Annotated in this window: 14 protein-coding genes; 5 read left to right on the top strand and 9 right to left on the bottom strand. The window is 69.1% G+C overall.

Going from position 1 to position 14168, the window contains the following annotated elements; translation table 11 throughout:
* Positions 1-58: 58 nt before the first annotated feature.
* On the bottom strand, positions 59-3796 hold the full coding sequence (locus RN729_RS11300) for an FG-GAP-like repeat-containing protein (protein ID WP_310784843.1): 3738 nt from the start codon (positions 3794-3796) through the stop codon (positions 59-61).
* Positions 3797-3932: 136 nt separating this feature from the next.
* Between RN729_RS11300 and RN729_RS11305 the strand changes: the two genes are divergently transcribed.
* Genes RN729_RS11305 through RN729_RS11320 form a run of 4 tightly spaced genes read left to right on the top strand, consistent with a single transcriptional unit; the run spans position 3933 to position 6647 of the window.
* Positions 3933-4304, top strand: a complete 372-nt coding sequence (locus tag RN729_RS11305) for a hypothetical protein (RefSeq protein WP_310784845.1) — start codon at positions 3933-3935, stop codon at positions 4302-4304.
* 3 nt (positions 4305-4307) lie between these two features.
* On the top strand, positions 4308-4781 hold the full coding sequence (locus RN729_RS11310; protein WP_310784847.1) for a hypothetical protein: 474 nt from the start codon (positions 4308-4310) through the stop codon (positions 4779-4781).
* Positions 4778-5131, top strand: coding sequence for a hypothetical protein (locus RN729_RS11315; RefSeq protein WP_310784848.1), 354 nt, complete (start codon positions 4778-4780; stop codon positions 5129-5131). Before RN729_RS11310 ends, RN729_RS11315 begins: the two co-directional genes overlap by 4 nt.
* Positions 5132-5150: 19 nt before the next feature.
* The gene (locus RN729_RS11320; RefSeq protein WP_310784849.1) at positions 5151-6647 is read left to right on the top strand and encodes an SDR family oxidoreductase; all 1497 of its coding nucleotides are present in this window, start codon (positions 5151-5153) and stop codon (positions 6645-6647) included.
* Here the strand turns inward: RN729_RS11320 and RN729_RS11325 are convergent, their stop codons facing one another.
* Both RN729_RS11325 and RN729_RS11330 read right to left on the bottom strand, forming a co-directional pair.
* Entirely contained in the window at positions 6648-7034 is a 387-nt protein-coding gene (locus tag RN729_RS11325; protein WP_310784851.1) for a type II toxin-antitoxin system VapC family toxin, read from the bottom strand.
* A 2-nt stretch (positions 7035-7036) separates the two neighbouring features.
* Positions 7037-7273, bottom strand: a complete 237-nt coding sequence (locus tag RN729_RS11330; protein ID WP_310784853.1) for a type II toxin-antitoxin system prevent-host-death family antitoxin — start codon at positions 7271-7273, stop codon at positions 7037-7039.
* 208 nt (positions 7274-7481) lie between these two features.
* On the opposite strand from RN729_RS11330, the gene RN729_RS11335 reads away from it, so the two are divergent.
* Positions 7482-7988 (top strand): DinB family protein, encoded by a 507-nt coding sequence (locus RN729_RS11335; RefSeq protein ID WP_310784855.1) that lies wholly within the window; start codon positions 7482-7484, stop codon positions 7986-7988.
* Positions 7989-8009: 21 nt separating this feature from the next.
* Here RN729_RS11335 and RN729_RS11340 read toward each other — a convergent pair whose 3' ends face one another.
* The 6 genes from RN729_RS11340 to RN729_RS11365 form a co-directional block, all read right to left on the bottom strand.
* Positions 8010-8366, bottom strand: a complete 357-nt coding sequence (locus tag RN729_RS11340) for a hypothetical protein (protein ID WP_310784857.1) — start codon at positions 8364-8366, stop codon at positions 8010-8012.
* Between the two features lie 92 nt (positions 8367-8458).
* On the bottom strand, positions 8459-9586 hold the full coding sequence (locus RN729_RS11345; RefSeq protein ID WP_310784858.1) for an amidohydrolase family protein: 1128 nt from the start codon (positions 9584-9586) through the stop codon (positions 8459-8461).
* Positions 9587-9631: 45 nt separating this feature from the next.
* Positions 9632-10363 carry a creatininase family protein gene (locus RN729_RS11350; protein ID WP_310784860.1) on the bottom strand — a complete coding sequence of 244 codons (732 nt, stop codon included), beginning with the start codon at positions 10361-10363 and terminating at the stop codon, positions 9632-9634.
* 165 nt (positions 10364-10528) lie between these two features.
* Complete coding sequence (locus tag RN729_RS11355) at positions 10529-12013, bottom strand: M56 family metallopeptidase (RefSeq protein WP_310784862.1); 1485 nt, start codon at positions 12011-12013, stop codon at positions 10529-10531.
* Positions 12010-12378 carry a BlaI/MecI/CopY family transcriptional regulator gene (locus RN729_RS11360; protein WP_310784864.1) on the bottom strand — a complete coding sequence of 123 codons (369 nt, stop codon included), beginning with the start codon at positions 12376-12378 and terminating at the stop codon, positions 12010-12012. Before RN729_RS11360 ends, RN729_RS11355 begins: the two co-directional genes overlap by 4 nt.
* Before the next feature lie 58 nt (positions 12379-12436).
* The gene (locus RN729_RS11365; protein ID WP_310784865.1) at positions 12437-14002 is read right to left on the bottom strand and encodes a M56 family metallopeptidase; all 1566 of its coding nucleotides are present in this window, start codon (positions 14000-14002) and stop codon (positions 12437-12439) included.
* Positions 14003-14168: the final 166 nt, after the last annotated feature.

Below are 14168 nucleotides of genomic sequence, written 5' to 3' on the forward strand. Positions count from 1 at the left end.
CCCGGCACACAGCGTCAACATCTTCGGCGGCGGCGACGGCAGGCGCGGCGGTGGGCCTTCAGCGGCGAGCGGCGAGCGCGCCCGTCGCTTCGATCGTGACCTCAAGCGGGGTCGGTGCGTCCAGCGGCGTGACGGTCTCGGAGCCGTCTGGCCAGCGCACGCGGACGGCGGTCGGTTCCGCCGCGAGTCCCATCACCTGAACCGGATCGTCCTGCGACCAGTAGCCGCCGCCAGCCCGCACCGCTCGTAGCGGACCGAGCGCTCCACCGGCGTACTCGAGACGAATGGCGGCGCCGATGGCGGCGGGGTTGCCGGGACCGCCGCGCAGCCGCACACGCAGCCCGGGCTTCGCGCCCGTGTTCCGGTACAGTTTCGTCCCGGCCGCGTTCTGGCTGACGAGCACGTCCACGCGCCCATCCCCGTCGTAGTCGGCGAAGGCCGCCCCGCGCTGCTCGCCATACACCGCGATGCCCGACCGCTGTCCCGGGACCGGCGTCAGCGCTCCCGTCCCGTCGCCCCGTAGCCACAGGCCGCGGCCCCCGTCGTTCCGGTCCGCTTCGCCGCGCAGCGCGAACAGGTTCTGGCTCAGGAAGACATCCTCGTGCCCGTCCCCGTCCATGTCGGCCACACCCGCGTGAAAGGCGGGCGCCAACTGCGATTCGCGCGGCAGGTCGAACGCCTCGAACGACCCCCCCCGGTTGATGAACACGGTGTGCGCCAACGTCGTCGCCTCGACCGTGGGCAGCAGGTCCGCGGGCTGTTCCAGGATCTCGTTCACGCCCAACTGCCCGTAGTGCTCGAACCCCTGGATGCGGCCGCGCAGGAAGGGGAGGCCGCCGGCCAGCGTGAGGAGTCCTCGCACCGGCACCATCGCGCGCGTGAACTCGTCGTAGCGCGCCTCGATCACATCCCGGAAACCATCGTTGTCCAGGTCGGCGTGATAGGCGGTGGCCGGATGCTCGGAACTCGCCGTGAACTGCGAGTTGAGTCCGCGATTGGAGGCGATGACGTCGGGCAGCCCGTCTTCGTTGAGGTCTCCCGTCGTCACCCCGTTCCACCACCCGGTCCGGGACTCGAGTCCGAAGGCGGCCGTCGCGTCCTCGAATCGTCCATCGCGGTTGACGAGCAGCCGAACCGGTCCCCACTCGACGGCGAGCAGGAGGTCCGGGTCGCCATCCGCGTCCAAGTCGCTGAAGACGGCGCCGGACACGAGGCCCAGGCCGGCCAGGACGGCCGCGTTCGACTCGTCGAGGACGTAGCGGCCGCCCTCGTTGAGGAAGAGGCGAGAGGTCGCCGCCGCCGGATACTGGCCGGGGACCACGCGGCCGCCCGCGAAGAGATCGACGTCGCCGTCCCCGTCGACGTCGGCCGCCGCGAGCGGGCCGGTGCTCGACTCGGCGGCCGGGAGCGTCTGCGCCTCCCGGAGCACCGAGCCGGAGGCCCGCAGCAGCGTGGCCGAGGCGGCCGCCCGGTCGGTGCCGTCGTACGTAGCGGTTCCGACGACCACCGTGGCGCCGGCCCGGCCGGGGACGATGACAAGGCCCGTCTGGTCGCCCGGGGATGGCGCGGGCCCGGCTGCCCCGTCGCCCCGCGCTCCCCGGTCCGGCGAGAACCCGCCCGCGCCGTCGTTGCGGAAGACGGAAAGGCCCGCGCCACCCCCTCCGCCGACCAGCGCGTCAGAGTCTCCGTCACCGTCGATATCGGTCCACGCCACGCCCGGGCCGCCCTGTCCCAGGCGCCACGTGATGAGCGGCTGCTGCGCGAAATCGTCGAACGAGTTCTCCCGGTGACGGTGCCCGAGCAGCTCGGACACATCGTCGAACAGGGGCGCCTCCGATTCCGTCGCCCCCGCCGAACCGGCGCCCGCAGCCGAAGCCGCGCCGCCGGCCGCGGGCTCCCGGATCTCGTAGATGCGGTTCGCGCTGACCCCCTCCACCCGGCTCACCATCCCGCCCCGCCACACGACCTCGATCGTCATTTCTCCGCCGGCTGCGGCGAAGCTGGCCATCGCCTCCGAACCGGAGAGGTACAGGCCTCCCGCGACGATCTCCTTCGTCTGCACCGGCAACCCGCTCCCCGACAGACGGATCTGCGCGCCGACGCCGTCGGTGTTGAGCCCCCGGCCGACGAGTCGCACGGCCACCCGCGGCGCCCGCCCTACGTTCCGGTACACGCCCGCGGGCGCGAGCAGCCGGTTCGTGACGACGTCCAGGTCCCCGTCCCCGTCGAGATCCGCCGTCGCCATCCCGTGCGTGATGTCCTCGTCCCCTGCGAAACTCCACGCCTCCCCCACCTCCTCGAAGGTCAGGTCTCCGCGATTGCGGAAGGCGACGTTGGAGAGGCGCAGCGGCGGGAAGCCGAGGATCCGCTGCCGCCAGTCCATCGACCCCACGCGCTGCGCCGCGTCCTTGTCCATCGCGTCGTAGAAGTGGCCGGTCCCCACGAGAAGATCCTCGAACCCGTCGAGATCGACATCCATGAACGTGCTCCCCCACGACCAGCCGGACGCGTCCAGTCCCGCGAACTGCGCGGCTTCCGCGAAGGTCCCATCCCCCCGGCTCAGGTAGAGCGTGTTGCGCGGCTTCTGCGGCCGGTTCCGGATTCGTCCCGCGAACTGAGGATCGGCGACCCCGCCGACGATCTGCTTCATGCGCAGCCGTTGCTCCCGGCTCAGCATCTCCGCCACGAAGAAGTCCGTGAACCCGTCCCGGTCGACGTCCGAAAAATCCACCGCCATGGAGGCGAAGCTCGTACTCCGCATCGCGAGCGGATCGAGCATCCGGAAACGCCCCGTCCCATCGTTGATCCAGATGTGGTCCGGGCTGTGGAAGTCGTTGCAGACGTAAAGATCGGGATCTCCGTCCCCGTCCACGTCCTGGAAACGCGCCGCGAGCCCCCACTCCAGCGGCTCGGCCTGAAGGGGGCGCCCCTCCTCGTCGAGGAACGCGCCCTCCGTCCACGGGACCGGCGTGAACCGTCCCGTTCCGTCGTTCAGGTAGAGCCGGTCGGGCTCCGCGAGTTCGAGCCGGGGGACCATCCCTTCCCGGACCTCGCCGAGCGTGAAGTGTTCCCGCCATTCGGGGAGGATCTCGAACCCCCCTTCCGACTGCCGGTAGATGTTGCTCGGCTGCATGTCTACGGGCGGGAAGAGGTCCTGCACTGTCGCGACCTTGTTGTTCACCACGTACAGGTCGAGATCCCCATCTCCGTCGATGTCGGCGAGCGTCATCGACATGCTCCCGAGTGTCGAGGAGAGCCCCGCCGCTTCCGTCCCGTCCGCAAAACGCCCCGTCCCGTCGTTCAGGTAGAGCGCGTTCGGGCCCCCGAGCGCGTGGACGAGCAGGTCGAGGTCGCCATCGCCGTCCACATCCGCGAACGCCGCCCCCGTCGAAAAGCGGTCCGCCGCCGCGACCCCGGCCTCCTCGGCGATCTCCTCGAAGCGCCAGCCGCCCAGGTTCCGGTAGAGCCGGTTCGGCCCGTCCATCCCCGCGAAATAGAGATCGACGCGGCCGTCGCCGTCCACGTCCCCCGCCGCGACGCCGGACCCGTTCAGATAGTGGCTGTTCTCTATGTACTGCGTTTCCGTCACCACGTTCTCGAACGAGATCCCGGTCTCCGAGGGGTCGAGTCGCTCGAACCCCGGCTCGTCCTCGCCCGACACCCGAAGCTCGGCCCAGCGGTACCCGTCCTCCTCGACCCAGTCCGGCGCGCCCGGTCCGCACCCGACGCAGAGCGCGGCCATCGCCAGCAGCGTGACGCGGACGAGGGGCCGGGCGTCCTGATGAGTGTGGGGCATGCGCCTCGCGGGGGTTCGGGATCGACTCGCTCCGTCGTACACGAGACACAACGAGCGAGCGCGCTATATCATATCACTCGGCTAGGGCACGGGAATGCAGACCCACGTTCCCCTGCACGGGAGAGGAGGAAGTCACATGAAGCCGAGATTCATCGCCGCTCTCGTCATCGTCGGGGTGCTGGCGCCTGCGAGCCTCTTCGCCCAGGATGGCGTCGTTCCCGGCCCCGGCGGGCTTCCCGAAGCATCGCCGGTCCGCGCAGGGACGGATCCGATCACGATCCGGGACGAGATCCTCGACCACTTCCAGCGCTCGAGCTACAAGATCTTGGAACTCGCGCGCGTGATGCCCGCGGAGAAGTTCTCGTGGGCGCCGGGGGAAGGCGTGATGCAGGTCGGCGAGGTCTACATGCACATCGCCCGCTACAACTTCATGTACCTCGACCAGAACCTGGGGATCGCCGTCTCCTACGCCCGCATGAACGGCATCGTCCCCCCCTGGTCCCGCTGACGAATGAGGGCACGCGGCGGCGCGCGGGCCGCCCTCCTGATCGTTCTCCTGGGGACGCTCGCCGCCTGCCGCTACACGACGGATCCGGCGGAGATGCCCCTCACGGGGGACTGGCTCGGCCGCGTTCTTCGCATCGATGGCGGGCTGGCCTGGCAGTTCCGGCTGCAGGAAGACGGGATGGGCAACGTCTCCGGCACCGTCAGCCGGACGGATTTCTCCCGGATCCCGGGGCCGAGCGAAACCATATCCCCTGGGACCGTGGAGGGTGTCCACGCCTCCTCGGAAGTCAGGCTGATTCTCGACTACGGCTCGTATTCCGAGGCCTATGAAGGGCGCTTCAGAGCCGACGACCGCATCGAGGGCTTCCTTGTACGAGGGACGACCGTGCAGTCCATCGCTACGCTGGAACTCAGGCGGATCGCCCGGAGTTCCGACGATCCCGCCGCCGCCACGATACCCGCCAACGGGGATTCATGACCTCACCGGGCCTCGACATCATGGAGTTGATCGCAAGCGCCCCGTGGCGTGAGGCCGTGACGTACCGCGAGACGTGGCCCCACGAGTACGTCGTGAGCGGGAAGGACGGGCAACAGGAACTCCTCGCCGCCTTCTGCGAACGCATCCGGCGCGGAGAGGGCGTCACCTGCCGCTTCTTTCGCCAGACGCGCGAGTACCTGTTCCTCGGCGACTACAAGTACTGGACGATGACGGAGTGTCCGGACATGGACGTGGAGGGCGGCGACTACGTCCTCAACCGCGCGCTCCTGTACCGGGATCGCCGCGACTTCGAGATCCGCCGCGGCGACACCGGTAAGCGCGACGACTGACCCGCGGCTGGCGCCACCAATGCCCCCAACACGGAGTCCGGATCGGCGGCCGCGTCGCGTTCTCGTCACCGGAGCGAGCGGATACGTCGGTGGACGGCTCATCCCGGCCCTCGAGGCGCGCGGAGAACGGGTCCGCTGTCTCGCTCGTAACCCCCGGTATCTCGCCAACCGGTTCTCGAGCCGGACCGAGGTCCTGGCGGGCGACGTGCTGGATCCAGACTCGCTCTCTGAAGCGCTCCTCGGCGTGGACGCCGCCTACTACCTCGTCCATTCGATGGGATCGAAAGCCGACTTCGAGGAACAGGATCGCCTCGGTGCCGGCAATTTCGCCCGTGCCGCGCGAGTTCGGAGCGTGCGCCGGCTGATCTATCTCGGCGGCCTCATCGGCGACGGCGAGTTATCGCCGCACCTCGCGAGCCGGCAGGAAGTCGGCCGTATCCTCGCCTCCGAAGGGCCGCCCACGCTGGAGTTCCGCGCCTCGATCATCATCGGATCGGGGTCGCTCTCCTTCGAACTGTTGCGGAGCCTGGTCAACAAGCTGCCGTGCATGGTGACGCCGCGCTGGGTCCGGACGACGGCCCAGCCCATCGCGATCGACGACGTCATCGCCTACCTGATCCACGGGCTCGACCTCGACCTGGAGCGCAACGCGGTGTTCGAGATCGGCGGGCCGAGGCGCGTCACTTACGGCGAACTGATGCATGAGTACGCCCGCCAGGTCGGCGTGCGACGCGCAATGGTCCCCGTCCCCTTCCTCAGTCCGCGACTCTCGAGCCTGTGGCTCGGTCTCGTCACGCCCGTTTATGCGCGCGTCGGCCGGAAGCTCGTGACCAGCCTGCGGACCGAGACGGTCGTGCGCGATGCCGCGGCCCTTGATCGCTTCCCCGTCCGTCCCCTCGATGTGCGCGATGCGATCGAGCGGGCGTTGAGCGAGGAAGACGGCGCGATGGCCCGGACCCGGTGGAGCGACGCCGTCTCGTCCAGCGGAGGGCAGCCGCTCTGGGGCGGGAAACGCTTCGGGTCGCGGATCGTCGACCGCCAGCAGACGGTGGTAAGAGTCGGTGCCGAGCGCGCCTTCGCGCCGATCGAGCGCATCGGCGGCGCGACGGGCTGGTACTACGCCAACTGGCTGTGGGTGCTGCGCGGATCCGCAGACCTACTCCTGGGTGGGGTCGGCATGCGGCGCGGGCGCCCGCATCCGACTGAGCTACGCCCCGGCGACCCGCTCGACTTCTGGCGCGTAGAGGCCATCGAAGCCGGCCGCCTGCTCCGCCTGCGGGCCGAGATGAAAGTCCCGGGCCGTGCTTGGCTGCAGTTCGAGGTCGAACCTCGGACGGCAGGCAGCCGGATCACTCAGACGGCGGTTTTTGACCCCCTGGGCCTCGGCGGCCTGCTGTACTGGTACCTCCTCTACCCCATCCACCGGCTGATCTTCCGCGGAATGCTCCGCGGCATCGCGCGGCGCATCGATTCGGCACCCGCGGGGGCTCCGAGGCCTCGAGTAAAGCGCGAGTAGCTACCAGAGACGATCCAGACCGTAGCGATCGAATACTCCGTCGATCGAGATGATCGGAAGGCCGCGCGCGAGAGCCTGTGCTACGAGCATTCGGTCGAAAGGATCCCGATGGGGGCCTGGCAGGCGTCCGGCGCGCTCCCCGTCGTTGACGCTGATCGGAAGTTCGCTGAACCCCTGGTCGGAGATGCGGCCGGCCACATCCAGGGCCACTGCCTCGCCACCCGGCAGTCTGCCGATCCGGTGCTTCGTCGCGATTTTCCAGGCGGAAGCCGCGCTGACGGCGATGTTGTTCGTATCATCCGCAATAAGGCGGCGAGCCTTCCGGGACAGCCGCCCGCTGTCCGCGATCCACCAGAGAAACGCATGCGTGTCCAGCAATAAGCGCACTGCTATCTGCCTTCCCAGGCGGCCAGTTCCTCCTCCGGCAGCGGGTCGAAGAAGCTGTCGGGGATCACGATCCGGTCCTTCAGGACATCCGGCTGGCGCTTGCCGGCCGGCTTGCAGGCTACCAGCCGTGCCACCGGCTCGCCGCGGCGGGCGATGACGATATCCTCTCCAGCTTCCACCCCTGCCAGCAGGCGCGAGAGCTGTGTCTTGGCTTCATGAACGTTCACGACGTGCGACATCTTCCCTCCGGAACTCAGTATCTAGCTAATAATCTAGCTAAGTTGTGATGCGGATCAAGACGCCCGGTGTTCCGGAAGGACCGGGCGAAGCGTCGGCGCCGCGTTGGGCGCATGGTTCCATCGGCCGGGCGGACGTTGCAGGTTACCGCGCCCACTGGACCGCCACCGCACGGAAGGCGGCGACCGCGAACCCACAACGGAGTCTCCCATGATCGCTCAACAGACCCTCATGCAGTTCGACCATATCGTGGCGGGCTGCCGCGCCACGCTGGAAGCCGTCCCGGACGACCGCCTGGACTGGCGTCCGCACGAGAGGTCGTGGACGCTCGGCGAACTGGCGACCCACGTCGCGATGCTCCCCAACTGGACCGTGGCGACGCTGACGATGTCCGAGTTCGACGTCGCCCCCGACGGCGACGGCCCGCCGCAGAATCCCGAACTCGAGTCTTCGGCCGAACTCGTCGCGGCGCTCGAACAGAGCGCGGCCGCGGCCCGGGAGACGATCGAGGCGACCTCGGATGAGACCTTCGCCGGTTCGTGGACGCTGAAGGTGGCGGGCGAGGATCGCTTCTCGATGCCCAAGGCGGTCGTGATGCGGAGCTTCGTCCTCGACCACCTGATCCACCACCGCGCGCAACTGGGCGTCTACCTGCGGCTCCTCGACGTGCCGGTGCCCCAGACGTTCGGGCCCACGGCGGACTATCCCGACATGTGACGGGAGGGGGCGGGGCGGCGGTCAGTCCAGCAGCTTCAGCCAGCTCCGCAGTTCGCTCGCCTTGTCGGCCTGGCGGCTGATCGACTCGCGGTTCACGTCGTTCAACTCGGTGGGACCCCGGTCGGGAACGGCCCCCGCCTCCTCCGCCAAGGCGTAGGCATCCTCGGCCTTTCTGAGGGCATCCACGAACGCCCCGGCTGCCCGGTGCACCAGGGCCGCGGCGTCCGCCTTCGACTCCCGGGCCGTTTCCAGTCGTTCCTCCGCCCGCTTCACCGCGAGAGTGGCGTTGGCCAGCGCCCGGTACGCCGCGTCGTACACCTCTTCCCTCGACATCGCCTGCCTGTAGGCGTCGAGGGCTCTCTTCGCCGGATCCTTCATCTCGCGTCCCCTTATCGGTGCCGCTAATCGGTGCCGTTTGCCACCGGACCGCCGCCGGGAAGATAGCGCGCGGGCTCGACCGTCGGACAAGTCTACGGAAACCGGCTTCGGTCGATGTCGGGGATGATCCGGAGCGCGTTCTCGAAGTAGACCTTCCGCAGGACCTCGTCCGGCAGGTCGAGGCCGTACATGCGCCAGAAAGCGTGGTACCGGCGATAGTAGGGGAAGTACTCGTCGGCGGTCTCAAGCACCCGGAAGTACGTGGGATACTCGTCCGGCGCCCACGAGTCCTTCCCCATCAGGATCCGGTCCTGGTATTCGACGAAAAACTCGCGGGCGAAGCGGGGCTGTCGCCCCGGCTCGTAGATCACTGCGCCGAGTCCGACGTTCATGTTGGGCATCTCGTCCAGGAGTTGCCCGAGGCGGCCGAGGTCGTGGCCGAGCCACGCGAGGTGCGCGGCGATGAACGTGGTCTCCGGGTGTCGACGAAACATGTTCAGTTGCTCGCCCAGCACCACTTCGAATGAGGGCGGGCCGATCTGCTGGCGGCCGGGCCGCACGCGAAGCTCGAGCCAGCGCTCGTTGCGCTCGTCCATTGGCTCCCAGAAGGACGCCGGGTCCCCCGAGTGGATGAGGACGGGGATGCCGAGTTCTCCCGCCTTCGCCCAGATCGGGTCGAGGCGGGGGTCGTCCACCGGGACGCGCCGGTCGGCGGCATCGGTGAGCCACAGTCCGAGGTTCTTGAAGATCTTGAGCCCGCGGGCGCCGGCTTCGACGTCGGCCTCCAGCCGGGCCGCGGCGAGCGCCCCGAACTCGGGGTCCCCGATGTCGCTGAAGTCGACGTTCGCGAACACGACGAAACGGCCGGGATATGCGGCCTCGAAGGACTGGATCTGCTGCGCGAGCCGGGGGCCCGTGCCGCCGCTCAGGTTGATGCCGACGGCGAGGTTGAGCGCGTCCATGTCGCGCACGAGCTGGTCGAGCTGCGCCCGCGGCATCATCCCGTTGAGGTGCAGGTGGACGTCCACGAAGGGGAAGGCTGCGCGCGAGACCGGGTTCTCCGGCACGACAAGCGTCGAGCGGGGGTCGTACGCCTCGACCGTCATCGGCGGCGAGGTGGCCGGCGGCGCGGGCGGCGGGCCGCGCCGCACCTGAGCCGCGGCCGGCGTCGCCGCCGCCAGCACGATCGCGATCGCCATCCCCGTCCGCGCGTCCCTCATCCCGTCGTCTCCATCTTCAGGTCCGTACCAGCCTCCGAGCCGAACCTATGCCCCAAAGTGCGCGGCCATGCGATCCGCCAGCGCCGCGATCATCTTCTCGCCGAGTTCGGCGCTCGCCCCGCGCGCGTCGCCGAGGATCCCGTTCGGCGTCACGCTCGCGAACCCCTCGCTGAGCACGCGCCGGATGAGTTCCGGTTCCTCTTCGGGCGTCGTAAGGCGTCCGCCCTCGGCCAGTTCCTCGCGGACGATCCCGTCGTGCATGGCCATCATGATCGACGTCTCGGCGATGTCCGCGTGGCCGCCTACGCGGCCCCCTAGCCCCGCCTCCGCCTCCGCGACGTCGCGCCAGACGCCGATGACCTCGGCCAGGTCCGCGTATACGTCCACGGAACAGTCGGGCCCCGCCGCTTCGTTGAACGCGTCACGCGCCTCGGCGAGCGGAGCGAAGTTCCCTCCGTGGGATGGGACGAAGCAGACGCGCCGGAAGCCGTGGTGCGCGAGGCTGACGGCGTAGTCCCTGCACACCGCGAGGAAGGTCTCCTTTTCGAGGGAGACGGTGCCGGGGAACGCCATGTGGTGCGCGGACCAGCCGACCCGGATCGTCGGCGCCACAAGCGCCCCGCCCAGACGCCGGGCGATCTCGACCGCGAGCCGGTCCCCGTGCTCGGCGTCCACGAACAGCGGCAGGTGCGGCCCGTGCTGCTCCACCGCTCCCGCCGCGACGACGACCGTCGTGACTCCCGCCCCGATCGCCGCCCCGATCTCGGGCGACGTCATCCGTTCCATCCGTATTTCGGCAGTCATTCGGGTGACGCTCCGGCTCGCTGGCGCTGGAAGACCGTGGGGACACTGGACCCCGCAGCCTGTCGCAAGCCGAAGATCCCCCGACCCGGCCGGGGGCGCTACCCCGAGGAAGCGTTCCGCGCGGCGGCCCGCCGACTCCTAGTCGTTCCCGGAGAAGCCGAACACGGCGCTGAAGCGCCACCCTGCCTCTCTCAAGGAGGCGGAGCGACGAATCACCGCCTCAAGATCTGTCGGCGAGAGTGGTAAACTGTTATCGCCGGAGGCCTCGCTGAGGCGGGTGAGGTCCACGATGACCGTCTCGCTCGGTTCGTTCTCTCCCGTTCGGTTGAGCATCAGAAAGCGCTGCGGTGATCCGGCGGGGAGTTGCGGCCTCTCTATCGAGGCTTGCATGAGCCCGGCTTGCAGGGCGGTCGCGTTGGGACCCGCCGGTCCCTCGGCGACCAGAGAGTCCAAATGGACATGGATCCCCGCCGAAACGTGTCGACTCCACGGGGTATCCAGTTCCGGACCCGTCACTTCCAGGTTCCGCAGGCTGTCCAGCCATGTGGAGAGGATCTCGCCGACCGCGGCGCGATTCCCTCGGACTTCGCCAGCGGCAAGAGTCGGCGGCGCATCGGCGGACGTCCGTTCCGCGTCGTCCGTGCAGTACACCAGGCCCGCCGCGAGCATGCATACCGCAGCCAACTGGAAGGTCCCGCGCAACCAGCGGGGTAGAGGTGTCGGCTTGTCCCTGAAGATCATTCGGATTCTCCCTTCCAGAGAGTCGGCGCTCTGGCCGTCCGCGGCCGCGCCGACGAAGGCGGGGCAACGCAGCGCGGAGGCCGTGGACATGAACTCGACGGTGCGCAGCAGGGCGCCGGCGTAGACACGCGGCTGAGCCGAGATGGAAGATGAGGCCAGCGCATCGGAGCAGTATTCCTGAGCCGTTCGCAACTCGCGTCGGGCCCGCCACGCCACGGGGTTCCACCAGAAGACGGCGCAGGCCAGCCACTCGAGCCACCGGACCAGATGATCTCGCCGACGGACGTGGGCGAGTTCGTGCGCGAGAATGCAGCGAAGTTCCTCTGATCCAAGGTTGGAGGCGAGCCCTGCGGGGATCAGGACGCGCAGCCGGTTCCCGCCCCACCACACCATCGGGGATACATGCGCCCGGGTCGTGAAGATCGGTGGTGCGGCGCGGAGCCCGAGATGTCCCGCAATCTCCCCCGCCATCCGCTGAACTTCCGGGGCAGCAACCTCGGACGCCCGCACCAGGTGGCGGTGGAGACAAAGAGTGTGGAAGAGGCTCCAGACGGCCACGGCCGCCGCGCCGAACAACCAGAGCACTAGGAGCCCAGCCTTCCAGTGGCCGGCGAGCCATCCGGCAAGCGAGAAGGTGAGAGACTGTGGGGTTGGAGATCCCGGGGGAAGACCGGCCACGAGCGGCAAGGTCAGCTCGGTTCGCGGGGCGAATACCGGAATCGAGACCAGCGGAGGAGCGAGGAGAGCGGCGAGCAGCAGGAGCCAGAGCGCATGCGACAGGGCGGGTCTGCCGAATCGCCGCGTCACCGCCCAGGCCAGTGCCGCCAGGGCGACGGAGAGGGCCAGCTTGGTGGCTCCGATCTGGAGGACGAGATCCGTCATCCTTCGTCCAGGATCTTCCGCAGGCGCTCGATTTCCTCGGGCTCGAGTTTCCGCTCCTCCATCAACTGCGTGATCATCGGGACCAGAGAGCCGCCGGTGATGCGGTCGGCCAGCGCCTCCAGCCGCGCGGACGCGTAGGCCTCGCGGCTGATGCGGGCGGAGAAGATCTGCGTGCCGAGGCTGGCGTCGCGGTGGACGAACCCCTTGTCCTCGAGCCGCTGCAGCAGGCGCTGGATCGTGCCGTGCGCCGACCTCGTCGTGTCCGGGTAGAGCAGGTCGCGGAGCCGGCGGGCCGTGAGGCGCCCCTCCTTCCATAGTCGTTCCATGACCGCGAGTTCGGCGTTGGCCAAGCGCGGCGTCGTCATGCGAACCCCTTTCTCGATGGTTCTTGGCACCGGAGCCTCGAGCGCGCGACCCCCCGCACTATCTCCTGGTGCGAACGAGGATGTCCCCCTGGCTGGTGCGAATACGGAGCTTCCCCTGGCTGGTCTCCGCCTCTTCACACCACATCCTGCCGGCGACGACTCTGCCCTCCGAAGAACTCACGCTCGAGCCTTCCACACCGGTGCATTTGATGTGCATCCCACCAAAGAACCCGTTCCGCGCGGAGCGTACGCGCAGGTGGCGCGCCAGGTCGTCCCTCACCGCAGCGGCCTGCCGCGGCGAGAGTCCGGCCTCAAGCGTCGCGGATCGAAGGCCCGCAAGATCCAACTCGACGACCTTGGAGTTTCCCGCCCCGTCGTCCGGCGTCACGGCCAGGAACAGGTCGGCTGGGGTGCGATTGGAGAGAGCAGCTTCCCCGGCGTCCCCAAGCGCCTCGGCGAGGTTTGCCGGGAGGGCGTGCTCCGTAGCGATTGCCTCGATCAGCTTGCGCATCACGTGCGGCCGCAGGCGCAGGGGTGCGTCGGCGGCCGGATCGTCTTGCCCGCCGTCGAGGTGCAGGACCGCCTCCTTTTCGACCGGGACGAGGGCCGGGTCGACGGAGGTGAGGTTCGACTGGTCGGTGCAGTAGACGAGGCCGCCGGCCAGCAGGCAGACGGCGCCGCAACGGAGGGGGACGCGAAGCCAGCGCGCGGTGGGGGTCGAGATCCGGTTCGTCATGATCACGCAAAATCTCCTTTCCAGCCGCGACGGTCGGCCGCAGCGATCGATCGTACTCGCGAAGGTCAGGGGGCCCGGCGCCGGGGTCTTCGAAATGAAGTCGATCACCCGGAGCAGCGCCCCGGCGTAAGTGCGGGGTTCGGCCTCGGTCGCGGCGACGGCGAGCGCGTCGCAGCACAACTCCTCGGACGCCCGCAGCCGCCGCCGGGCCCACCAGGCGACGGGGTTCCACCAGAAGGCCGCGCACGCGAGCCACTCGAGCCAGCGCACGACGTGGTCGCGGCGCCGGACATGGGCAAGTTCGTGCGCCAGGACGCAGCGCAGTTCGGACTCCTCCATCTCGGCCAGCAGTTTCGAGGGGATGAGGACCCGCACCTGCCCGCCGGCCCACCACACCATGGGCGACAACTGCGCGCGCGTCGCGTAGACGGCGGGGGTCGCGGTGAGACCGAGCCTGCGGGCGATCTCTCGCGCGAGCCGTCGCACCTCGAGCGGCGCGGGTTCCGAAGCGCTCAGGAGCGAGCGATGGAAGCGGAGCGTGCGCACGAGCGTCCAGCCGAGTACGGCGGCGGTGCCCGCCAGCCACAGCCAGACGAGCGCCTCCTCGCCGCCCTCCCTCACCCAGCCGAGCAGGGTGGCCGCGGCCGATGGCGTGGGCTGCGCCCTGAGCGAACCGATCGCGGCCACGGGGCCCACCGGATCGACGCCCCCCGACCAGACCGGAATCGAGACGAACGGCGGCACGAGCAGGACGGCTAGCGGCAGCAGCCACAGCCCGTGGGCCAGCGACGGCTTCCCGCAGCGCCGCGCCGCGACCCACGCCAGTCCGGCAAGACCCATCGAGATCGCCAGCTTGCTGGCCCCGATCTGGAGAATCATGTCCGTCATGCGTGTCTATCCGCCTCTCGCTCCCCGGCTCTCGCTCCGGATTCGTCAACGCCATTTTCACGACGACATGTCGTAAGTTTACGACGCGATGTCGTAACCGTCAAGCGGAGACACGGGGCGGGAGGCGGAGACAGGGCGGATGAAAGGCAGAGGCGCGGTCGGGAAG

The organism is Candidatus Palauibacter polyketidifaciens (genome assembly GCF_947581785.1).
GTDB lineage: Bacteria > Gemmatimonadota > Gemmatimonadetes > Palauibacterales > Palauibacteraceae > Palauibacter > Palauibacter polyketidifaciens.

What these genes read in the sequence shown, in the direction of transcription:
- RN729_RS11315 (WP_310784848.1), top strand. Translation starts at nt 4,778, where the DNA reads ATGACCTCACCGGGCCTCGACATCATGGAGTTGATCGCAAGCGCCCCG.
- RN729_RS11330 (WP_310784853.1), bottom strand. Translation starts at nt 7,273, where the DNA reads ATGTCGCACGTCGTGAACGTTCATGAAGCCAAGACACAGCTCTCGCGC.
- RN729_RS11320 (WP_310784849.1), top strand. Translation starts at nt 5,151, where the DNA reads ATGCCCCCAACACGGAGTCCGGATCGGCGGCCGCGTCGCGTTCTCGTC.
- RN729_RS11335 (WP_310784855.1), top strand. Translation starts at nt 7,482, where the DNA reads ATGATCGCTCAACAGACCCTCATGCAGTTCGACCATATCGTGGCGGGC.
- RN729_RS11310 (WP_310784847.1), top strand. Translation starts at nt 4,308, where the DNA reads ATGAGGGCACGCGGCGGCGCGCGGGCCGCCCTCCTGATCGTTCTCCTG.
- RN729_RS11355 (WP_310784862.1), bottom strand. Translation starts at nt 12,013, where the DNA reads ATGACGGATCTCGTCCTCCAGATCGGAGCCACCAAGCTGGCCCTCTCC.
- RN729_RS11305 (WP_310784845.1), top strand. Translation starts at nt 3,933, where the DNA reads ATGAAGCCGAGATTCATCGCCGCTCTCGTCATCGTCGGGGTGCTGGCG.
- RN729_RS11300 (WP_310784843.1), bottom strand. Translation starts at nt 3,796, where the DNA reads ATGCCCCACACTCATCAGGACGCCCGGCCCCTCGTCCGCGTCACGCTG.
- RN729_RS11350 (WP_310784860.1), bottom strand. Translation starts at nt 10,363, where the DNA reads ATGACGTCGCCCGAGATCGGGGCGGCGATCGGGGCGGGAGTCACGACG.
- RN729_RS11345 (WP_310784858.1), bottom strand. Translation starts at nt 9,586, where the DNA reads ATGAGGGACGCGCGGACGGGGATGGCGATCGCGATCGTGCTGGCGGCG.
- RN729_RS11340 (WP_310784857.1), bottom strand. Translation starts at nt 8,366, where the DNA reads ATGAAGGATCCGGCGAAGAGAGCCCTCGACGCCTACAGGCAGGCGATG.
- RN729_RS11365 (WP_310784865.1), bottom strand. Translation starts at nt 14,002, where the DNA reads ATGACGGACATGATTCTCCAGATCGGGGCCAGCAAGCTGGCGATCTCG.
- RN729_RS11360 (WP_310784864.1), bottom strand. Translation starts at nt 12,378, where the DNA reads ATGACGACGCCGCGCTTGGCCAACGCCGAACTCGCGGTCATGGAACGA.